The 20,456-nt window shown below is 64.6% G+C and carries 22 protein-coding genes; 9 read left to right on the top strand and 13 right to left on the bottom strand.

Annotation, left to right across the window (positions count from 1 at the left end; genetic code table 11):
• Positions 1 to 291: 291 nt before the first annotated feature.
• The 7 genes from gspF to gspG all read right to left on the bottom strand — a co-directional run bounded on the left by gspF (position 292) and on the right by gspG (position 8,338).
• Entirely contained in the window at positions 292 to 1,500 is a 1,209-nt protein-coding gene (gene gspF, locus HU773_RS11405; protein ID WP_057445154.1) for a type II secretion system inner membrane protein GspF, read from the bottom strand.
• Positions 1,500 to 2,918 (bottom strand): type II secretion system ATPase GspE, encoded by a 1,419-nt coding sequence (gene gspE / locus HU773_RS11400; protein WP_057959142.1) that lies wholly within the window; start codon positions 2,916 to 2,918, stop codon positions 1,500 to 1,502. Before gspE ends, gspF begins: the two co-directional genes overlap by 1 nt.
• Positions 2,919 to 3,048: 130 nt before the next feature.
• Entirely contained in the window at positions 3,049 to 5,331 is a 2,283-nt protein-coding gene (gene gspD / locus HU773_RS11395; RefSeq protein WP_186626253.1) for a type II secretion system secretin GspD, read from the bottom strand.
• The gene (locus tag HU773_RS11390) at positions 5,328 to 5,855 is read right to left on the bottom strand and encodes a type II secretion system protein M (RefSeq protein ID WP_170045831.1); all 528 of its coding nucleotides are present in this window, start codon (positions 5,853 to 5,855) and stop codon (positions 5,328 to 5,330) included. The genes gspD and HU773_RS11390 overlap by 4 nt, the downstream gene beginning before the upstream one ends.
• Entirely contained in the window at positions 5,848 to 6,960 is a 1,113-nt protein-coding gene (gene gspL / locus HU773_RS11385) for a type II secretion system protein GspL (RefSeq protein ID WP_186626252.1), read from the bottom strand. Before gspL ends, HU773_RS11390 begins: the two co-directional genes overlap by 8 nt.
• Positions 6,957 to 7,880, bottom strand: a complete 924-nt coding sequence (gene gspK / locus HU773_RS11380; RefSeq protein ID WP_159439761.1) for a type II secretion system minor pseudopilin GspK — start codon at positions 7,878 to 7,880, stop codon at positions 6,957 to 6,959. Before gspK ends, gspL begins: the two co-directional genes overlap by 4 nt.
• A gap of 8 nt (positions 7,881 to 7,888) precedes the next feature.
• Positions 7,889 to 8,338 (bottom strand): type II secretion system major pseudopilin GspG, encoded by a 450-nt coding sequence (gene gspG / locus HU773_RS11375; RefSeq protein ID WP_057959138.1) that lies wholly within the window; start codon positions 8,336 to 8,338, stop codon positions 7,889 to 7,891.
• Between the two features lie 148 nt (positions 8,339 to 8,486).
• Between gspG and gspI the strand changes: the two genes are divergently transcribed.
• Positions 8,487 to 8,879 (top strand): type II secretion system minor pseudopilin GspI, encoded by a 393-nt coding sequence (gene gspI / locus HU773_RS11370; protein ID WP_057959137.1) that lies wholly within the window; start codon positions 8,487 to 8,489, stop codon positions 8,877 to 8,879.
• On the opposite strand, the gene HU773_RS11365 is transcribed toward gspI, so the two are convergent.
• Entirely contained in the window at positions 8,866 to 9,297 is a 432-nt protein-coding gene (locus HU773_RS11365) for a type II secretion system protein N (RefSeq protein WP_057438721.1), read from the bottom strand. The genes gspI and HU773_RS11365 overlap by 14 nt on opposite strands.
• Before the next feature lie 90 nt (positions 9,298 to 9,387).
• On the opposite strand from HU773_RS11365, the gene gspH reads away from it, so the two are divergent.
• Complete coding sequence (gene gspH / locus HU773_RS11360) at positions 9,388 to 9,849, top strand: type II secretion system minor pseudopilin GspH (protein WP_186626251.1); 462 nt, start codon at positions 9,388 to 9,390, stop codon at positions 9,847 to 9,849.
• A complete protein-coding gene (locus HU773_RS11355; RefSeq protein ID WP_057438723.1) occupies positions 9,846 to 10,454 on the top strand; it encodes a type II secretion system protein GspJ in 609 nt (202 codons plus the stop codon). Before gspH ends, HU773_RS11355 begins: the two co-directional genes overlap by 4 nt.
• Before the next feature lie 31 nt (positions 10,455 to 10,485).
• Here the strand turns inward: HU773_RS11355 and HU773_RS11350 are convergent, their stop codons facing one another.
• The 3 genes from HU773_RS11350 to HU773_RS11340 are packed head-to-tail and all read right to left on the bottom strand — an operon-like array spanning position 10,486 to position 12,623.
• Positions 10,486 to 11,406, bottom strand: coding sequence for a FecR family protein (locus HU773_RS11350; RefSeq protein WP_115127974.1), 921 nt, complete (start codon positions 11,404 to 11,406; stop codon positions 10,486 to 10,488).
• Between the two features lie 36 nt (positions 11,407 to 11,442).
• A complete protein-coding gene (locus tag HU773_RS11345) occupies positions 11,443 to 11,988 on the bottom strand; it encodes an RNA polymerase sigma factor (RefSeq protein ID WP_057438724.1) in 546 nt (181 codons plus the stop codon).
• Positions 11,985 to 12,623, bottom strand: a complete 639-nt coding sequence (locus tag HU773_RS11340) for a secretin and TonB N-terminal domain-containing protein (RefSeq protein WP_115129383.1) — start codon at positions 12,621 to 12,623, stop codon at positions 11,985 to 11,987. Before HU773_RS11340 ends, HU773_RS11345 begins: the two co-directional genes overlap by 4 nt.
• A gap of 233 nt (positions 12,624 to 12,856) precedes the next feature.
• Here HU773_RS11340 and HU773_RS11335 point away from each other — a divergent pair, with 233 nt between their 5' ends.
• The gene (locus HU773_RS11335) at positions 12,857 to 13,144 is read left to right on the top strand and encodes a hypothetical protein (protein WP_115127973.1); all 288 of its coding nucleotides are present in this window, start codon (positions 12,857 to 12,859) and stop codon (positions 13,142 to 13,144) included.
• Positions 13,145 to 13,156: 12 nt separating this feature from the next.
• Here the strand turns inward: HU773_RS11335 and HU773_RS11330 are convergent, their stop codons facing one another.
• Positions 13,157 to 13,675: a cysteine hydrolase family protein gene (locus HU773_RS11330; protein ID WP_057959132.1), complete on the bottom strand. Its 519-nt coding sequence runs from the start codon at positions 13,673 to 13,675 to the stop codon at positions 13,157 to 13,159.
• A gap of 349 nt (positions 13,676 to 14,024) precedes the next feature.
• On the opposite strand from HU773_RS11330, the gene HU773_RS11325 reads away from it, so the two are divergent.
• The 5 genes from HU773_RS11325 to HU773_RS11305 all read left to right on the top strand — a co-directional run bounded on the left by HU773_RS11325 (position 14,025) and on the right by HU773_RS11305 (position 18,387).
• On the top strand, positions 14,025 to 14,744 hold the full coding sequence (locus tag HU773_RS11325) for a response regulator transcription factor (protein ID WP_057959131.1): 720 nt from the start codon (positions 14,025 to 14,027) through the stop codon (positions 14,742 to 14,744).
• Complete coding sequence (locus tag HU773_RS11320; RefSeq protein WP_186626250.1) at positions 14,741 to 16,081, top strand: sensor histidine kinase; 1,341 nt, start codon at positions 14,741 to 14,743, stop codon at positions 16,079 to 16,081. The genes HU773_RS11325 and HU773_RS11320 overlap by 4 nt, the downstream gene beginning before the upstream one ends.
• Before the next feature lie 212 nt (positions 16,082 to 16,293).
• Positions 16,294 to 16,581 (top strand): DUF3649 domain-containing protein, encoded by a 288-nt coding sequence (locus HU773_RS11315; protein WP_057445152.1) that lies wholly within the window; start codon positions 16,294 to 16,296, stop codon positions 16,579 to 16,581.
• Positions 16,578 to 18,116, top strand: a complete 1,539-nt coding sequence (locus HU773_RS11310; RefSeq protein WP_186626249.1) for a PepSY-associated TM helix domain-containing protein — start codon at positions 16,578 to 16,580, stop codon at positions 18,114 to 18,116. Before HU773_RS11315 ends, HU773_RS11310 begins: the two co-directional genes overlap by 4 nt.
• A 1-nt stretch (position 18,117) precedes the next feature.
• Positions 18,118 to 18,387 carry a DUF3325 domain-containing protein gene (locus tag HU773_RS11305; RefSeq protein WP_178112945.1) on the top strand — a complete coding sequence of 90 codons (270 nt, stop codon included), beginning with the start codon at positions 18,118 to 18,120 and terminating at the stop codon, positions 18,385 to 18,387.
• Between the two features lie 706 nt (positions 18,388 to 19,093).
• Here the strand turns inward: HU773_RS11305 and HU773_RS11300 are convergent.
• A complete protein-coding gene (locus HU773_RS11300) occupies positions 19,094 to 20,269 on the bottom strand; it encodes an integrase core domain-containing protein (RefSeq protein ID WP_169990682.1) in 1,176 nt (391 codons plus the stop codon).
• Positions 20,270 to 20,456: the final 187 nt, after the last annotated feature.

Raw genomic sequence — 20,456 nt, 5'->3', positions numbered from 1 at the left:
GTTTTGGCAATGATTGTGGCTTTTATCGGGGTGGGTGACAGCGAGGTTTCAGGGAGTGTTTCGACGATGGCGGGCGGGCCGTGCGCAGGGGGGCAAAGATGACGCAATGACGAACCCGAGGCGAGGTGATGGGCGGGTCGGGTAATTGACTTGCAGCCAGTCACCACCGATACAAATGTGGGAGCTGGCTTGCCTGCGATAGCGGTGGTTCAGTCACTGTTTCTGCCGGCTGATACGCCGCCATCGCAGGCAAGCCAGCGCCCACATTTGCACCGGCGCAGTCTTCACAGGTCAGGTAACCAATTGGTTGATCTCGATGATCGGCAACAGCACCGCCATCACGATCACCAGCACCACCGCGCCCATCACCACGATCATCAACGGCTCCAGCAATGCAGTCATGCCCATGGCCCGCCGTTCGATATCCCGCGACAGGGTCTGCGCCGCCCGCTCCAGCATCGGCGGCAGGGCGCCGGTTTTTTCGCCGCTGGCGATCAGGTGGATCAGTACCGGCGGGAAGACCTTTTCCACCGCCAGGGCCGGCGCCAGGTTAACCCCTTCGCGAACCTTGGCCGTGGCATCGCTGACACACTGGCTCAGACGGTCGTTGGACAGGGTCTGGCGCGCCGCTTCCAGGGCGCGCAGCAAGGGCACGCCGGCACCGCCGAGGATGGCCAGGGTCGAGGCGAAACGCGCGGTGTTGAGCCCCAGCACAAACCGCCCGAGCAGCGGCAGGCGCAAGACCCGGCTGTGCCAGTTCAAGCGCGCCACGGGGTTGCGCAGGTACAGGCGCCAACTCCAGAAGCCCGCGACCAGCCCGGTAAAACACAGCCAGCCCCAGGCGCGGATAAAGTCACTGGCGTTGAGCATTGCCAGGGTCAGCCCCGGCAGGTCCTGGCGCGCCTGGGAAAAGGCGCTGACCACCTGCGGCACCACGTAGCTCAGGAGGAAAATCACAATGCCGATGGATACCAACCCCACCACCCCTGGATAGATAAAGGCCGTGAGAATCTTGCCCCGCAGGTTGTTGCGCTCTTCGATGTAGTCGGCCAGGCGCTCCATGACCTGGGCCAGGTCGCCGGACTCCTCCCCCGCCGCAATCAACGCCCGGTAAATCGATGGGAAGTCCCGTGGCCGCGCAGCCAATGCATCGGCCAGGCGCATGCCGCTGCGCACATCGGCGCGCACTGCGCTGAGGGTCTGGGCGATATGCTTTTTTTCCGCCTGCTCCACTGTGGCACTCAGCGCCGCCTCCAGGGGCAGGCTAGCACCGAGCAGGCTGGCCAGTTGGCGGGTGGCCCAGGCCAGGTCGTTGTCCGACAGCTTGGCACTGAACAGGCTGCTGCCTGCCACGTTGGCGTTGCCTTCGAGCTGCACCAGCAACGCGGTCAGACCACGACTGCGCAGGCTGGCAAAGGCCGCGCCCTGGCTCTCGGCCTCGAGGTGCCCGGCTTCCAGTTTGCCGCTGGCATCGGCGGCCTCATAGCGATAGCGATTCATCAGGCGTCCCGTGTTACACGCAAGATTTCTTCCGGCGCAGTGGCACCGCTGCGCACCCAACGCTCGCCGTCTTCACGCATGCTGAACATTCCGGCGTGGCGTGCCGCGACGCGTATCTGCTGCTCGCCGGCCCCCTGGTGGATCAGGCCGCGCACCGCGTCATCGACGCAGAACAATTCATGGATGCCGGTGCGGCCGCTGTACCCGACCTGGTTGCACTGGCCACACCCCACCGGGCGCCAGGTGCCGGGGGCCGCCGGGTCAGGCTGTTTGCAGTGCGGGCACAGGCGGCGCACCAGGCGCTGGGCCAATACACCGAGCAGCGACGAGGCCAGCAGGAACGGCTCGACCCCCATGTCGATCAGGCGATTAACCGCCGACACCGCGTCATTGGTGTGCAACGTGGCCAGCACCAGGTGCCCGGTGAGGGAAGCCTGCACGGCGATCTGCGCGGTCTCCAGGTCGCGGATTTCGCCGATCATGATGATGTCCGGGTCCTGGCGCAGGATCGCACGCAGGGCCAGGGCAAAGGTCATGTCGATCTTGGCGTTGACCTGGATCTGGCTGATCCCCGGCAGGTCGTATTCCACCGGGTCTTCCACGGTGAGGATATTGCTCGTGCTGGCATCCAGCCGCGCCAGGGCGGCGTAGAGGCTGGTGGTCTTGCCGCTGCCAGTGGGCCCGGTGACCAGCACGATGCCGTGGGGCTGGCGAATCAGGCCATCGAGACGCGCCAGCAGCTGCGGGTCCATACCCAGGGTTTCCAGTTGCAGGCGCCCGGCCTGTTTGTCGAGCAGGCGCATCACCACCCGTTCGCCATGGCCGGTGGGCACCGTCGACACCCGTATATCAATCGGCCGCCCGGCAACCCGCAGGGCGATGCGTCCATCCTGGGGCAGGCGTTTTTCGGCGATATCGAGCTGGGCCATGATCTTGATCCGCGACACCAGCGCGCCATGCAGGGCTTTGCGCGGCGACACCACATCGCGCAGGGTGCCGTCGACGCGGTAGCGCACCACGGAGTGGGTTTCGAAGGGTTCGATATGGATGTCACTGGCCTCGTCGCGGGCGGCCTGGGTCAGCAAGGCGTTGATCATGCGAATCACCGGGGCGCCGTCCTGGGTGTCGAGCAGGTCGGTGATTTCCGGGATGTCCTGCATCAGGCGGTCGAGGTCGACTTCGTTTTCGGCGGCGCCGACCACGGCGGCGGCGCTGCCGGTATCGGCGTAGGCACTGGCCAGCAGGCCGTCGAGCTCATCGTCGCGCACCTGCTCGATGGCGGCCTCGCCGAATTGCCGGTGGACCTCGCTGATCGACCAGCCGGGGGTCGAGGGGCAGATGGTCAGGCGTGGGCCTTCGGGGGTGGGCTGCAAGAGGATGCGTTGGGATTTGGCCCAGGCGTAGGGGAGCAGGCTCATAGGGACCCGCCCTTGCGGCGGCTCAGCGCACAGTAAGCCAGGGCTGCGCCCATGCTCGGCAGCCCGATTCTCGAGGCGACCGCATCCCCCTGTGGGAGCTGTCGAGCCCCACAGGGGGAATGGGTGCGACTCACGGGCGTGTACTCCCCGGCATCGCCTTCTCCACCGCCGGCAACTGCGGCGCCTGCACATCCGGCAGTGCCCAGCTGTGCTGCGGCTGCAAGCCACCCTGGGCGCGGCGCATAAAGTCGTAGCGATTGCGCGTAATGCTGCGGCCCGCGCCGCTGTCGCGAATGATGTAGGGCCGCAGGAACACCATCAGGTTGGTCTTGTTCACACTGCGCGACTCGTTGCGAAACAGCGCGCCCAATCCCGGGATGTCTGATAGCCACGGCACTGCGTCGTTGCTCTGGGTATAGCCATCCTGCAACAGCCCGCCCAGCACCATGATCTGCCCGTCATCCAGCAAGATGCTGGTATCAATCGCGCGCTTGTTGGTCACCGTGCGCGCATCCCCCGACGCCCGGGTATCGACGCTGCTGACTTCCTGGTAGATATCCAGCTTCACCGTACCGCCCTCGGAAATCTGTGGCCGTACGTTCAACTTGAGCCCCACTTCCTCACGCTGCACGGTCTGGAACGGGTTATTGCTGGTGCCGCCCCCGCCGGTCACGTAGCTGCCGGTGATGAAGGGAATGGTCTGGCCGACGAAGATACTCGCCGCCTCATTGTCCAGGGTCAGCAGGTTCGGCGTGGATAACACATTGGTCCCGCCCTTGCTCTTCAACGCCCGCGCCAGGACTTTGAGGTCCAGCACCCGGCCGATCCCTGGAATATCCACGGTACCGTCCACCAGGCCGATGTTCAGGCCCTTGGGCAGCACGTCAATGCTGGTCTTGCTGGTGGGGGTGCCGTTGATCCCGCTGCCGCCCAGGTTGACCCCGCCAAAACCACCCTTGCCCCCCAGGTTGCCGGCCTGCCACTGCACGCCGAATTCGCTGGCATCGTCTTCGTTGACTTCGACGATCAGGCTTTCGATCACCACCTGGGCGCGGCGCTGGTCGAGCATGTCGATGACTTCGCGCAGGTTGCGGTACAGCGGATCCGGGGCGGATATCAGCAGGGTGTTGGTGGTCGCATCGGCCTGGATCGTCACACCGCCGGCACTGAAGGCAGTGTTCTGCTCACTGCCGGCAGTGCTTGCGCCGGTGCTGTCCTTGGCATAACCGCTGGATGGCGCCGCGCTGGCGGTCGGCGTGCCGCTGCTGTTCTGGGTGCTGCCCTGGCTGGTGCTACCCGCGCCGCCCATCGCACTCAACTTGGAGCGGGCCTCGTCACTGACGCCACTTTCGCTCTCTCCGGTCAGCATGCCGCGCAGGGATTGGGCCAGCTTGCCTGCCTGGGCGTTGCGCAGGTACACCACGTGCATGTTGCTGGGGTTGCTCTGGGCATTGTCGAGTTTGTAGATCAGGTTGCGCGCCAGCTCCGTGCGCTCGGGGCTGCCGGCACGAATGATGATCGAGTTGGAACGCGGGTCGCCGATCACGGCGATTTTCTGGGTCTGGTCGTTGCCCTGGGTTTCCAGCAACTCGGCGACCATTGCCGCGATATCCACGGCGATGCCGTTTTGTACCGGCACCACGTCGGTGTCGATGGCGCTTGGGGTGTCGATGCCGGCGATGATTTGCCCTACCCGTGCGAGGTTTTCCGCGTAGTCGGTGATGACGATGCTGTTGTTGCCGGGGTAGGCGTTGATCGGGTTGTTCGGCGAAACGATGGGGCGCAACACCGGGATCAGGTTCACCGCGTTTTCGTATTGCAGGCGGAAGGTGCGGGTCTGCATGCCATTGCCACTGGGGCTGGCGGCGTTGTAGATCGGCCCGCCCAGCAGTTTGGCGTCGGCTTCCGGGACCACCCGGGCCACGCCCCCCACGTCCACCACACTGAAGCCCTGCATGCGCAGCGCCGCCAGCAGCATGTCGTAGGCCTGGTGCGCCGGGACCTGGCCTTCGCTGACCAGGGTCAGGTTGCCCTTGACCCGGGGGTCTACCAGGAACTGCTGGCCGGTGGCGCGGGACAAGGCGCGTACCACCGCCTGGATCTCGGCGTCGACGAAATTCAATTGCACCGGCTGGTCACCCAGCGGGTTGCGCACCTTGGCCGGCGCGGCGACCGGGCCACGGGCGCGGTTGCTCAGCGGGTGCTGGACCCGCGGCTGGGGGCTGATTTCGCGCTGGCGATCGGGCAACGGCACGCCATTGCGCCGGGTGTCGGCCAGGGGCTGGCCGAGTTCGCTGTCCACCAGCAAGGGCGCAGGTGTGGGCGCCGGGGTGTGGCTGCAGGCACTGAGCGCCAGCAACAGCAGCGGCGCCACCTGGCGAAACGGCGCTGAACGGGGAAGTGACCACTTCATGAAGCTTCCTTAGCGCCAGGCGCCTGATCCATGCGAACGGTCCCGGACACGCTACCGGCCGGGTTTTCTGGGGTATCGCCCACACGCTGCAAGCGCGCGTGGGACACCTCCAGGGAAAATGCGCGCGGGCTGGCCAGCAGCCAACCGACCAGCGCATCCGCCGGCGCGTCGGTAAAAGTCAGGCGCCAACCGGCAGGCGCCACGCCCTGCAACTGATAGCGGTCTTTAAGTCCGGCAGCGTCGAGCGCCTGGCGCAGCGCGCCTTCCAGGTCTTGCCCGGCGCGCGCACCGGCACTGGCGCCCTGCAGCAGCACCTGCAAGGTGGCGGCCTGGGTGCGCAGCTTGGGGGTTTCGGCCTGCCAGAAATCAATCTGCTGCAAGGGCGGCTCAATCAGCAGCAACCACACCAAAAAGCCCGCCAGTACCGCCCCGCTGCCGCCCAGCAGGCGCTTTTCGCGCAGGGCCAGGCCGCTCCAGAATCCCTGGAGCTGGCCGCGCAGGTACGGATAGCCGAACTTACTCATCGGCGCCTCCCGTGTTGTCGAGCGGCCCGAGGGTCCAGCCGTGCTCATCGCGGGTGGCAGCGAAACCCGCCTCGGTCAACGCCGCCTGCCACTCCCCTGGGGCGGCCGGGCTGCGACTGTCGGGCAACAGCTCCAGGTGCAACCGGCCTTGATCAAATGCCAACGCCTGGACGCTGCCGACCATAAACGGCAGGTGGTTGCCCGCCAGTTGCAACAGGCTGCTGAAACGCTGGCCGGGATCGGCGGTGGCGCCTTGACCGGCGGCCAGTTGCTGCCGGGCCTGTTGCAGCGGATTGAGGATCACCGGCAAGTGCGGGAAGGCCTGCTTGACCTGGGCAATCATCCGCGCCTTGAGCTGTTGCCCTTCGTCCACCTGGCGCGCGGCATACAGGTTCAGGCCCAGGGTCCAGACCACCACCGCCAGGGCACTGAGCCCCAGCGCCCGGCCCCAGCCACCGCTGCTGGCGCGCTTGAGGTAGCCATGCAAGCCCCAGGCGGGGACCACACCCTGCCAGCGCGCGGGCGTGTGTTCATCGACCTGATGCAACTGCGCGCCAGCCTGCACCAGTTCCGCCAGGGCCTGTGGTCCCAGGGGGTGCAAGGCGCTCTGGTGCAGACTCTGGCGCAGCAGCAGATGCCCGTCGACGCAGGCCACGCTCAAATGCCCCGACGGCGGCACAGGCAAGGCATAGGGCGCCGGGTACAGGCCGCGCAAACTGATAGGCACCTGAGCCAGGACCCGCTGCAGGTGTTCCAGGCCAGCCGTCGGCAGCCAGCCCACTTGCACCTGACCGTTGCTCTGCCGTGGGCTGTGGACCACCTGCATTTGCGCGACCGGGCCGAGGATCAGCGCCTGGGCCGCGCAGGCCACGGCTGCCGCCACTTTAGCGGGCGGCAGTTGCGGCAACTCCAGGCTGCTCAGCAAACTGTCCCGGGGATGCAGGAAACACTCGGCCGCCAGGCTCTTGCGCGGTTGCGCCAACTGCCCAAGGCTGGCCTGACCTTGCCGGCTGACCTGCCCGGCGCGGTCCAACCAGGCGTAGTGCACCAGGCTTTCGGCGCTCAGTTGGGCCAGCGGCGGCAAGGCAATGCGCAAGCGCGTCATGCGCCCACCCGCCACCAAATCACTTGGGGTTGCCGGTCTTCAGGGCGATACAACAACGCTTCGACCGCCACCCGCCGCTGCTCGCGCCGCGCGCGGCCGTGCCAGCGGAACCACTCACTGGTGATTCCCACCTGCACCGAGTCCACCAGCAACTGCGGCATGCGCAGGCGGTTGACGAAATCCCCGCGGTTGATAAACCAGCGCCCGCTGTCCCGCTCGGCCACCAGCCCCTGGGCCTGGGACAGGCTGAGCCCCGGCACCACCGCACTGAGCACTTCGGCGCTGGCCGTATTGCCATTGACCCAGGTGTTGTCGGGCAACACGCTGACATAGGCCGCCAGGCGTTGCTGCACCCCCGGCTCAAGGGCAAGGTCGTCAAGGCTGCGCAACATCGGCGCCCTGGCCGGCAGCAAGGTCTGCGCGGCCTCGGGCGAGGTGCTGCGCAGGCTGCTCACGTCACTGCCACCCGCGCGCTGCGCATAGGAGGCAAGCACCCGTTGGCTGATGCGCTGGCTGGTGTTGGGGTCGATGCCGAGCAACTGGCACAGACGCTGGAAACTCTGCAACTGCGCCACATCCGGCTGCTGCTGGCTGACCAGATTGCGCAGGTTGAACTTGCCCTGCTCGTCATCCAGGCGCCCTTCGACCACCCCGGCAAAGGGGCGCGCCCAGGGCTGGTCGAGACGGGTCAGCACCTCTTTGCGCCGCGCGTCCCACAACTGTTGCCGGCTGGCCTGCAGCGCGCCCTGCAACAACCAACTGCCCTGGACCCGCAGTTGTTCGGCCTCAAGGCTGCGGGTGAACACGCTCTGGCGGGTGAGCATGGCCCCGGCAAGCACCGCCACCACGGCGGCGATCAGCAACGCGCTGATAATCGCCATGCCGCGCTGCTTCGCCGCTCTGGGCAAATGGCTGTTCATGGCGCGCCTTACAACTGCCAGGAGCCGATATCGGCATTCACGCCCTCACCGTCCGGTTGGCCGTCGGCGCCCAGGGAGAACACATCGACTTCACCGTTGGCGCCAGGGTTGAGGTACTGATACGGGCGGCCCCAGGGGTCGTTGGGCAAGCGTTCGAGGTAGGCGCGCCAATTGCTGTTCTTCCCATCGGCCGGGCGCTCGACCAGGACCTTGAGGCCCTGGGTCTGGTTCGGATAGCTGCCGTGGTCCAGGCGATAGAGTTTCAGCGCCTGCATCAGGCCACCGATGTCTTGCCGGGCGGCCGTGGCTCGCGCCTGGTCGGGGCGGTCGAGCACCTTGGGCACCACCATGGCGGCGAGGATCCCGAGAATGACCACCACCACCATGATCTCGATCAGGGTAAAGCCACGCTGGCCACGAGCGCCTTGCGGGGTGGATGTGAAGTGCGCGATATCCATCTCGACATTCCTTGGCTTGAGTGCTTTTCGTCGCGCAGTGTTGCAAGACAACATGTCAGGCGTATTGAAAATCCTCGGGAGCTTTGGTCGCCAATCGGTCAAGTGCAGGGGCTAGTCTGCGGGCCTGTTTCCCGGCATTGAGCAAGCCATGCGCGCCCGCAATAGGAACCAAGGTTTCACCCTGATCGAGGTGCTGGTGGCCCTGGCGATTATCGCCGTGGCCATGGCGGCGGCGGTGCGGGTGGCGGGGTTGATGACCCAGAGCAATGGCCTGTTGCGCGACAAGTCCATCGCCATGCTGGCGGCCCAGAGTCGCCTGGCGCAACTGCGCCTGGAGGGCCGCGCCGGCCCCGGGCGCAAGACGTTCGAGTGCGACCAGGGCCGCTTGAAACTGCGCTGTGAACAGGTGGTGGCAGGCGCTGGCGACCTGTGGAAAGTCAGCGTGCAAGTGCTGGACGCCACACGCGAGGCGCCGCCCCTGGCGCGCCTTGAGACCCTGGTGGGCCGCGCGCCGGCGTTAAAGCAGGTTACGGCCGAGTGAGCCGGGGCAAGGCCGGGGCATCGGGCAACTTGTCGAGGTTGACCCGGACCTTTTCAGCGCCGCGCTCGATCACCACCCCGTCGCCCTCGATGGCCGCCAGGCGCACGCCGGGGCTGAGGCGCTCCCCCGCTAGAAAACTGCGCGGCGGCCCGTCGTTGAGGCTGAGAATCGCCACCGCGCCCTGGGCGCCGGCCAGCACCCCGGAGACCTTGATCTGCAGGGCCGCCGGCATGTCGGCAAACCATTGCAGCGCCGGGTTATCACTGCGCGCCGCCAATGCCTGGGGGGCAAGCGCCGGGGTATGGGACTCGGCAGACGTCAGCAACAACGGTGTCCATGTAGCGACCCCGGCCAGCGTCGCCAGCACGGCCAGGGCCTGGATGCCGTGGGCGGCAGATACGCGATGGATGAATGCCATGGGCGGGACCTCCTGTTTGTCCGTGCAGACAGCCTACAGGGCAATTCTCACGGTTTTATTTCAGTGGCAGATCCCGTTGAGGGCACACCCATGACGAATCGCCGGCAACAGGGGTTCACCTTGATCGAGTTGATGGTGGTGCTGGTGATCATCGGCATTGCCAGCGCGGCCATCAGCCTGAGCATCAAGCCCGACCCCTTGCACCGCTTGCGCAAGGACGCCGAGCGCCTGAGCCAGGTGCTGCAGATCGCCCAGGCCGAAGCCCGTGCCGATGGCCGCACGATCACCTGGCGTGCCGATGCCAAGGGCTACCGTTTGAGCCGCCGCCGCGACGATGGCCGGGGGCTGGAGGACTTCAAGGATGACCCACAACTGCGCCCACGGGCCTGGGATACCACGCCGATGCTGGTGCGGATCGAACCCCGGCAGACCCTGGTGCTGAATGCAGAATGGATCACTCCGCCGCTGCAGGTGTGGTTCTCGGACGGGCAACACGGCCTCAGCCTGCAACGTGATGCAGCCGGCACCTTGCGCGTGGTGAGCCAGCCATGAACCGCGAGCAGCAAGGCTTTACCCTGATCGAAGTGATGGTGGCGATCATGCTGATGGCGGTGGTCAGCCTGATTGCCTGGCGCGGCCTGGACAGCGTAACCCGCGCCGACGCCCACTTGCAGGCCAGCACCGAACAGACCCAGGGCCTGCTGCGCGCCCTGAACCAGCTGCAACTGGACGTCAGCCTGCGCGCCGGGGTGGAACTGGCTGCGCCACCCACCGAGGACCAGCCTCCCGCCGCCGACGCCTTGCCGGCGGTGACCGTGCGCAGCTCCGACAGCCAGGGCTTTCGTCTGGAGCTGATCCGCAGCGCGCCAACCCCCGGCGACGGCCTGCAACGGGTGCGGTGGTGGCTCAAGGGCGACACCTTGTACCGCGCTGCCGCACCGGCGCGGGATCGCTATCCGCTGCCGGCGCCCAAGGAGGCGGTGGCGGTGTTGAGCCAGGTCAGCGACCTGCAAGTGCGGGTGTGGGACAACGAGAAAGGCTGGCGGCAGTTGAGCGGCAATCGCCAGGACAATCCATTGGGGATGGAAATCACCCTGGTGCGCCAGACGCCCCAGGGGGTGGAGCGCTATCGCCAGGTGCTGGGGCCGTTGGACTGAACCTGTGGCGAGCGGGCCCCCGTCTCCAGGGCTAGCTGAGCAACACCACCCCGCCCGGCAGTTCCGTGCATTTGGCCCCATAGGCATCGCGGATCAGCAACGCCACGCCCGGCAGTTGTTCGAGACTGAAGCGCGCCTGCACCCGGCGCTTGCCCAGTTCGCGGTTGAGCAATACCAACATCCCTGGGCGGTAGCGGTTGATCTCGTCGATCACCGTATCCAGTGTGGCGTTATTAAATACCAGCACCTGTTCCCGCCAGGCGATCACGGCGTCGGTGTCCACCGTCACCACGGGGCCCAGCCCGGCCGCGTCGTAGGTCAACTGGCGCCCGCTGTCCAGGCGCACGCTGCGCCCCTGCACTTCAACCGCCAGCCAGCCTTCAATGCAGGTCACGCACACACTGTGGTCGGTGTTGCGCACATTGAAGCGCGCCTGGCTCGCGCTCAGCCAGCCCGCCCCTGCCTGTACGGTCAGCGGCTGTGCCACCTGCACCTCGACCTCGCCTTCAAGCAATTCGATGCCCTGCTCGCGCCGGCTGATGCGGGTCTGGGTGTTGAGCTCCAGGCTGATGCCCTCGCGCAAGTCCACCCGCCGCTGCTCGCCCACTGCGGTGTGGTAGTCGGCGCCCAAGCCGGCAAAACCACCGGGCACGCTGATGTGCACCATCACCAGGGCCGCCGAGGCCGCAAGCGCCCCGCCGAGGAACGCCCTTCGGCCAAAGTGCCGGGGGGCCTGGGCCTCGGTCAGCGCCGGGGTCAATTGTTGCCACAGTCGCTTGGCCTGTTCGAAGGCCTGGGCATGCTCGGGGCTCTGGGCGCACCACTGGCGCAGGGCCTTGGCATCGGCCACGGTTGCCTGGCCCGAGGTCAGGAGGACCAGCCAGTCGCGCGCTTCACCGTGCAATCGGCTGTCGGGCGTATCCCGGGCAGTGGGAAAGCTAAAAATATTCAAGCGCGCAGGTACTCACGGATTATCAGGGACTCAACACTAAGACGGTTTTCCGGCGCCGGGACCGAACCGCTGGATGACTTTTCTTTCCAGACGCTGGGCGCAATGCCCCAGGGCGGCCTTGATTTCCTTCTCGACCATGCGTGTGGAAATGCCGAAACGCTGGGAGATTTCCAGGTGTGGCGCTTCCTCCAGGCGCGCGGCGATAAGGATCTTGCGCCGCCGGGCAGGCAGTTCGTAGAGGGCTTTGAGCAGGGACTGGATTTCTTTCTGGCCACCCACCACCCGCGAGGGGTCCAGGGCTTCATCGCTGATATTGAGCAACTCCTCGACTTCGCTGCCGGTCAGCAGGCGGGCATCGGCCTGGCGCCGGTCGGCCGCAATGTTCAGGGCCATGCGGTACAGATAGGCATTGGGTTGTTGCAGGTTCGCCGGCATGTCCATGCGGTCGACCCGCAGGTAGGTTTCATGCAGGACGTCATTGGCCAGATCCTCCGACCCCAGGCGCTTGCGCAAACGCACCTTGAAGTCCTCGTAGGAGGCCAGGAACAACCTGACCATTGGCGTGTGCCCGGTATCCTTCATGCCCCGGAAGCTCCTTGCCGTGCTGTGCATTCCATGCGTTTTCCTGTGGTATCGGGCATTAAAAGCAGGGTCAACGGCAACCGCATCGAGCTGGGTGCCGGGCGCTCTATCCAGGTGCTGCCGAGGCTGCGCACCAGCGCTTCATCACGCAGTACATCGCCGGTGGAGCTGACCAGGCGGCTGTGTTCAATCAATCCGTCACGGTTGACCCAGACCTGCACCAGCGCCCGAAAACTGCCGGGGCGGGTCAAGGGTGAACGGCACAGGCTGGCTTCGACGGCCTGCTGCACGGCGCTGGCATAACTGCGGTTGAGCCGTGCGGCGTTACGTGGCGACACCCCGCGACTGGCCAGCGGTTGGCTGACTTCAGGCACCTGCAGGGTGAATGCATCACTGCGTGCGTAACGTGCCATCAGGCCACTCCCTGTCAGTAACAGGCCCAGGGCCTGCTGGGCGCTGTAGTGCCCGTGCACACTCATCGAACGTCGTCCATCGCTCAACTCGCGGTCCACCAGCACAGCCATCCCGGTGGCCCGGCTGAAAGCTTCCAGGGCGGGCGCCAGGTCTTGCGCAGGCAGATCCAGGCGCAACAACGGCGGCTCCCCCGCTTGCACCCCGGGCAGTGGCAGCCACATCCAGGCCAACAGCAAGACCAGGCAGCAGTGCGTGCGCCTCCAAGCCCACCGTTCGACCCCTGCTCTGCCTTGTTGCACGGCTGCCGTGTCCTGGGAAAAGCGTCATCCTGAGGCCAATTTATGAACCTGATGTTACGGTGATGGCAAAAAAAACATCACGGTTTCGCCAGCGCCACCGGGCTAGACTGGCAGGCACTAACGGCCCACTCCCCAGGGCCTGCCAGGAGGCTCTGATGAAGCGGTTGTTGATGCTGTTGTTATGCGCGGGCCTGGCGTCGACCGTGCACGCCGAGGAAACGCCGGGCGGTTGTGTCGAGGCCAGGGTGGATGGGTACAAAGCGCCTGACTATGGATGCCTGAGCCAGCAGATGGGCGCTAAGGCAGCGCAGAAAAACCGCGAGGCGCGGGAAAAACCGGTGCACCAGCGGCCGCCGAACCAGATGGGCTTGTCGACGCCGGCGGCGACCAGTGTGCGGATGGGCAATACGTTCGGTACGGGGGTAAAGCCGCAGCGGCCGTGATCTGGGGGCCTGCTAGAAGCGCCACTCCTCGGCCCTAACCAGTTGGCAGAACGGCCCATCCAGCGTGGCATTGTGATGAGCGACGATATGCTCGGCTTTCATCACGGGAGTGTCCGAACAGGTATGGCCATCGGCGATAAGTACCGCATCGAAGCCAAGGTCACGGGCAGCACGGCAGGTGCTGTCAACGCAGTATTGCGTTTTCATCCCGGTGACCACTACACCGCTAGCGCCGCATGTGCGCAACTGGTCAGCCAGGTCGGTCGACTCAAAAGCGTTGGGCCGACGCTTTTCGAACACCCTTTCGCCACCGAGCAACTTCAGTTGCGGTACCACCTTCGTCAGCGGGCTGCCGGGTTCGATGGGCGAGCCCACTGGCCCGATATGGCGCGCCAGAAAAATCGGCGCACCGGCGTGGCGGGCCTTATCCATCAGGCTATTGAGTGTTTCCAACAACGCTTCGCAGCGCCATGGTTTTTCCGGGCCGTGAACTAGCCCGACTTGCATATCGAGAATCAACAGGGCGTACATGGGTGCATCTCCTTGCGTTTGAGCCAGCGACACAAGGACAAGAAAAAAGGCCCTGTCCATCGCTGGCGGGCCTTTGAAGTTCGTCTGCTATTGGCTCACGAAACCTCGCACGCTCCGCTTGCAGCGGTCGTGGTGGTGGTCGTCGAGGTGAGGCAATAGGCAGTCATGCGTCGACACTAGCAATACCGCAACGCCCTGACAAGCCAGGATCCTGGAGCTCCCCCCCGAGCTGCAAACGTGTTCAGTGCTTAAACCGAAAATGCGGCAATAAAGCGCAGTGGATAGGAATATGTCGGGACTTTTGCCAGAATGCGCAACTTAGAAACATTCGCATTCGCAGGAAATTCCCATGCACGCCCCCCACCCGCTCCCCGCTGCGCGCCGCATCCTTGCCGTCGAGGATGACCCGTTGCTCGCCGCCCACCTGCACAGCCACCTGGGCCAGCGTGGCTTCGAGGTCACGTTGCGCCAGGATGGTGGAGGGATTGTCGAGTTGGCGCGTACCCAGGATTTCGACCTGATCCTGATGGACATCATGCTGCCCGGCAGCAGCGGCCTGGAGGTGCTCGCGCAACTGCGGCGGCATCAACGGGTACCGGTGATCCTGATGTCGGCCCTCGGTGCCGAGCAGGACCGCATCACCGGTTTCAGCCAGGGCGCCGACGATTACCTGCCCAAGCCGTTCAGCATGTTGGAGATGGATGTGCGCATCGACGCGATCCTGCGCCGGGTGGCCTATGAACATGAGGTGCCTGGCACGGCGCGCAATGAAGATCCGCAACTGACGTTCGACGAACAGCGCACGGATGTGCACCTGGATGAACAGTGGGCCGACCTGACTACCACCGAATACCGCGTCCTGGAAACCCTGGTGGCCCATGCCGACGAGGTGCTGACCAAGGCATTCCTGTATCAGCAGGTCATGCACCGCGCCTATTCGCGGCATGATCGCAGCCTGGACATGCATGTCAGCCGTATCCGCCGCAAGTTGCAGGCCATCGGCTACACCGCCGGGCGCGTGGAAACGGTCAGGAGCACAGGCTATATGCTGACCCGGCTGGAGCCATGAGGCTGCCCAACCGCCACTCGCTGTTGTGGAAATTGATCGGCTTGCTGGCGGTGTTGTGCCTGCTGGTGGTCAGCCTGCAAGTGGATTTGAGCCAGCGCCTGCGGGAAGCCACCGCCCGGTTGCCCGCCCCTACCCGGCAACTCCTCACCGATTACGCCCGCCAAGCCGAAACAGCCTGGCAAGCCCACGGCGCGGCGGGGGTCGATGAGTTCCTGAAGACGTTGCGGGCCCGCGAGCAGGTGTGGGCAGTGGTGGTGGACGAGCACCATTCGCTGTCTTCCCAGGCATTGACCACGATCGAACGCCGCAAGCTGGATTTCGTGCGCCGCATCGACTGGCCGGTGGGCCGCCCCGGTGGCCGGCCAACGTTCTACATCCCGTTCAGCGACGGGGCCTCGCGCCTGGTGATGGAACTGCCCCTGCACCTGGACCCGCGCAAGGACAATGGCCGCTGGTCCATCCTGCTGCAACAGGGACTGCCGACGGGCCTGGCCCTGCTGTTTGGCGTGCTGTTGTACCGGGTGCTGATTTCGCCGCTGGTGATCCTGCGGCGCCAGGCCAATGCCCTGAGCGCCGGCGACCTGGCGGCGCGGGTCGGGCCCCAGGTGACGCACCGCCGTGACGAACTCGGTGAATTGGCCCGGGCCTTCGACCATATGGCCGAGCGCCTGGAAAATACCGTGGTCCTGCAACGGCGCCTGCTGCGGGACTTGTCCCACGAACTGCGCACGCCCTTGAGCCGGCTGCGGGTGGCCGGGGAGCGCGAGCCCGATCCAAATGCCCTGCGCCAGCGCCTGGAGCGCGAAGTGCAAGGCATGGAACGCTTGATCGGCAGCACCCTGGAGCTGGTCTGGCTGGATACCGAACGCCCGGCGATGCCCGTGGAAGCAGTCGAGATGGAACCGTTGTGGGACTTGCTGCGCGAAGACGCCTGCTTTGAAAGCGGCTGGCCGCGGGAGCGCCTGCCCTGCGAACTGCCCGCCAACTGTTGGGTGCTGGGCAACCTCAATGGCCTGGCCCAGGCCCTGGAAAATATCCTGCGCAATGCCATCCGCCATTCCCCCGAACACGGTGTGGTGCGCTTGACCGGAGCATTGGAGGGCGATTTCTGGCACTTGTGCATCCAGGACCAGGGCCCAGGGATCGAGCCGGACAAGCTGGAGCAGATCTTCCTGCCCTTCACCCGCCTCAACGCCGCCCGCCCCGGCGGTGACGGCTATGGCCTGGGGTTGTCGATTGCGCGCAGCATCGTGCAGTTGCAAGGCGGCCAGTTGTGGGCACAGAACACCACGCCCGGGCTGTGCCTGCACCTGCGGCTCAAAGTGTATAAGTTGTAAATTGCGTTTACTCCCATATGAGAATCACTAGCATTCGAGCCATACGTTTCTTGTGACCCACTCGGTCTATGTGGGAGCTGGCTTGCCTGCGATGCAGACGCCTCGGTCTAGCAGGTCATTCCGAGGAGATGCCATCGCAGGCAAGCCAGCTCCCACACAAACCTGCCCCCCAGGGCAATGGTGTTGCCTGGCCTGATGCTGATGAGCCCTCCATGAAAAGCAAATCCCCTGCCTGGCCGACCCTCTCGCGGGTAGTCGCCGCGCTGATCGGCGGTTACCTGTTTACCTATGCGTTTACCGCCGCCCTGGCGCGCCTGTTGCCCATGGACAAGGTGGATGCCCTGGTGGTCGCCAGCCTGCCGTCCTTCTTGATCTACACCCTGGCGATCCTCTGGGCCTTTGCCTGTCGCAACGCCTGGCGTGCGTGGGCCGGGATGGCCCTGGCGCTGCCCCTGGCTGCCGTCGGTTTCTGGCCACACTGGCGCGAGGTGCTGGGATGAAACACAAGACTCTGACACAGGCCATGGCCTGGCTGCATACCTGGAGCGGGCTGGTGTTCGGCTGGCTGCTGTTTGCAATCTTCCTGACCGGCACCCTGGCGGTGTTCGACAAGGAAATCGACGGCTGGATGCGCCCGGAAATCCCCACCGCGACCCTGTCGCAAAGCGCCGCCGCGCAGCAGGCCCTCGACTACCTGGCGCGCCAGCACCCCGAGGCGAAGACCTGGAACATCGGCCTGCCCGGCGAACGCTCCGACACCCTGACGGTATCGGCCGGCGAACAACGACGTGGCGGCGGCACCGCGCTCGACCCACACACCGGCGAGCCCTTGGCCGTGCGCGAAACTGCCGGGGGCGGGTTTTTCTTCCGCTTCCACTTTACCCTCAACCTGCCGCGCGACCTGGGGATCTGGACGGTCGGCCTGGCCGCCATGGCGATGCTGGTCGCGTTGGTCAGCGGGATCGTGATCCACAAGAAATTCTTCAAGGAGTTCTTCACCTTCCGCCCCGCCAAGGGCCAGCGCTCATGGCTGGATGCGCACAACGCGACAGCGGTGCTGGTGCTGCCCTTTCACCTGATGATCACCTATACCGGGCTGGTGATCTTCTATTTGATCTACATGCCGGCGGCGGTGGACGCGCTGTTTGACGGTGACCGCGACAACCTCTTCCGCGCCCTGCGTGGCGCGCCCGCCGAACAACAAGTGCGCGGCGAACGCCCCAAACACAGCGAAGCAGCCGAGCTGACGGCACTGGAACCGCTGCTGGCCGAGGCCGAGCGGGCCATGGGGCCGGTGTCCAGCTTGTCGATCCACAACCCCGGCCGCAGCGACGCACGCATCGAGGTACGGCCGGTACTGGGCAACCGCATCGAGCTGACCAAGGGCCAGAGCATGCTGTTTGACGGGGTCAGCGGTGCCGTCCTGCGCCAGCCTGCGGTCAGTCGGCCCAGCCTGTTGACCCAGAAGGTCATGGCCGGCCTGCACTTTGCGCAGTTCGGCGGCTACTCCATGCGCTGGTTGTACTTTGTCTGCGGCCTGGCCAGTTGCGCAATGCTGGCAACCGGCGTGGTGCTGTTTACCGTCAAACGCCGCCGGCGCCACGATGGCGAAGGCGCTCTAGGCGCCCTGCTCTACCACATCGCCGAACGCCTGAATGTGGCGGTGGTGGCCGGGCTGACGGTGGCGTGCGTGGCCTTGTTGTGGGCCAACCGCTTGCTCCCGGTGGAACTGGCCCAGCGCGGTGGCTGGGAAGTGCGGGTGTTTTTCCTGGTGTGGCTGTTGAGCCTGGGCCATGCGATTGTCCGCCCCTGGCGCAGTGCCTGGCGCGAGCAACTGGGCCTGGCGGCAGTGCTGTGTCTCGGCCTGCCGGCCCTGAATCTGCTGGGGGAAAGCCTGGGTGATTACGTCTACCTGGAATTGACCAGCGTCGCCCTCGGCCTGCTGCTGGCCTGGCCGTGCTGGAAGCTGTACCAGGCGCCCAAGGAACGCAGCACCCGGCGCGTGGCCAAGCACGCTGTAGCGGAGGTCAATTGAGATGGCGTTGATAGGCGCGTTGTTGCTGGCCTGCGCAGGGATGGCGGGGTTGTGCCTGGGCTTGGAGCGCCATTACAAACAACTTATGCAGCGCCTGCCCTCGCCGGTGCTACGACGTGGCCTGCGAGTGCTGGGCTGGGGGATGCTGGCGGCGAGTTTTGCCGTCAGCGTACTGGGGTGGGGCTGGGCCATGGGGCCGGTGGCGTGGTTCGGCTTGATTTCGCTGGCTGGGCTTGGCGTGGTGTTTCTGTTGCCCTACACCACCCGCTGATGGGCCAAAAAACCTTGTAGGGGCTGGTTTGCCGGCGATTGCGCTGGGTTGTCCGATACATACGGCGACTGATACACCGCCATCGCGGCATAGGTATCTACACAGCTCTTTTCTGGGGTTTTGTACATATCCGTTGCTGCGGTTACGGCCACTTAGGGTTCCGCCCTTACGGCGGCTCACTTTGGAGAAGCGCCAAAGTAAGCAAAACGCTCTTGCCCCACCACTCGGTGCCTCGCCTAGGCTCGGCATGCCCGCAGTCAGGCATTGCTCCGTGGGCCCGCCGCGATCGGCCATCCATGGCCGTGTCGCGGCTACCCCGGCATCCATGCCGGGGTGCCCACTGCGCAATACCTGCCTGCGGCCATCGTGGTTTAACGGGGCGCCTAAGATCAAAAGCAGAGCAACAGCAGAGCAACAGCAAGCCAGCTCCCACAGGTATATGCGCACGCTTCGACGATCAGGTCGGCTGTCAGGCCGCCTCGCTTTGCTTTTGATCTGAGGCGCCCCGTTAAACCACGCTGGCCGTCATCCGATATTGATTTGGGGGGTAAACCGGCAGGACGCCGGTTTAGCCGCGCTGGGCCATGGATGGCCCATCGCGGCGGCCCCCCAAATCAATGTCGGATGACGGGCACACCGAGCCTAGGCGAGGTGCCGAGTGGTGGGGCATGTACGGGACAACCACATAGGTTACAAAAAAGTGCATTCACATAGGTGACACTTTGATTGAAACATACCCGTTCTTTGCGTCTCTAGCATCGACACGGCCTAGGATCACAGGCCCGAAGATCACCTCCCAGACATCATCTCGAATTAGCTCCATTCCAATGGTCTGATGCTTGAGCAGATTGCCTATGTAGATCCTAAGACCTGCTCGATTGATGATTCCATTACTATCAGCCAGGTAACACTCCACGTGGCTCGCATACCCCATTTCAGGCAGCTTTTCCGGGTAAGCGCGGGGTGAGGGCAAATAACATGAGGCTGGTGTTTTCTGGCCAAGCGCCTCGTGCCCTCGCTCATGATTATAGTGCTGCATAAAGCGATCAAAGTGTTTCTGCTGAGCTTCCCAAGCAATCGCCGCTGGTTGGGGCAAAGTGCTTTTCAGGGTTCGGTGCATCCTTTCATGGCGCCCATTCTGATCTGGGCGGCCGGGCTCAATTCGCTCAGGGATAATCCCCAACCGCAGCCACCAGATCGACAGCTGTGATAACCCTGCACGGCCCGTGCTGGCAAACGGTATGCCGTTGTCGGTCCGAATACGTTCAGGCAAGCCATACTCGCGAAAAACACGCTCGAAGGTTTGTTGGGTTTCTTTGAAGTTGGTATTGCGCATGCCCTGGCAGGCCAGTAGAAAGCGGCTGGCATGGTCCATGATCGTCAGCGGATAACACCACACTCCGGCCCCTGTCAGAAACTGCCCCTTGTAGTCAGCGCTAAAGAGCTGATTTGGGGTTTCTACCTTGCACAGGGGCTTTGGATAGACAGCCACGCGCTGACGCACACGTCGAGGTGCAATCAGATCAGCGGCCTTGAGGATGTTGTAAATGGTGGTTTTCGAGGGTGGATCCTGCCCGGGAAAACGCTGGCGCAAGTCGTTCTGAATCTTCTTCGGCCCGGGAATAGTCTCCCCGATAGAACGAAGCTCGATAATTGCTTGCCTGATAGCAAGAGGCACAACATAGGTTTGATTGTGCCGGCACCGGCTACGTTCTTCGAGCCCTCTGGGTCCTTCAGCCTCGTACCGTTCGACCCATTTGTAGCCAGTCTTTCGACTGACCTGGTAGTCGCGGCACAGCTGGCTAAAGGTATCTCTTTCAGCCAAATAGGCGGCGATGAACATCACTTTGAGGTCCATAGGTTTCAGCTCTTCCCAGGGCATGGTCAGATCCTCACAAAATCGACCCTGCCAGTTAATAACTGTTACCTATGTGCGTGAACTGATTTGTAACCCATGTGGGTGAGTCATACCGGCAAGAGCGCTTTGCTTACTTTCGCGCTCTTCGAAAGTGACCCGCCGTAAGGGCGGAACCAATAGCCGCCATAACCGCAACAACGGATATGTACAC

This window comes from Pseudomonas shahriarae, assembly GCF_014268455.2.
Taxonomy (GTDB): domain Bacteria; phylum Pseudomonadota; class Gammaproteobacteria; order Pseudomonadales; family Pseudomonadaceae; genus Aquipseudomonas; species Aquipseudomonas shahriarae.
The sequence above is the reverse complement of the archived record's forward strand: the minus strand, read 5'-3'. Positions and strand labels throughout refer to the sequence as shown.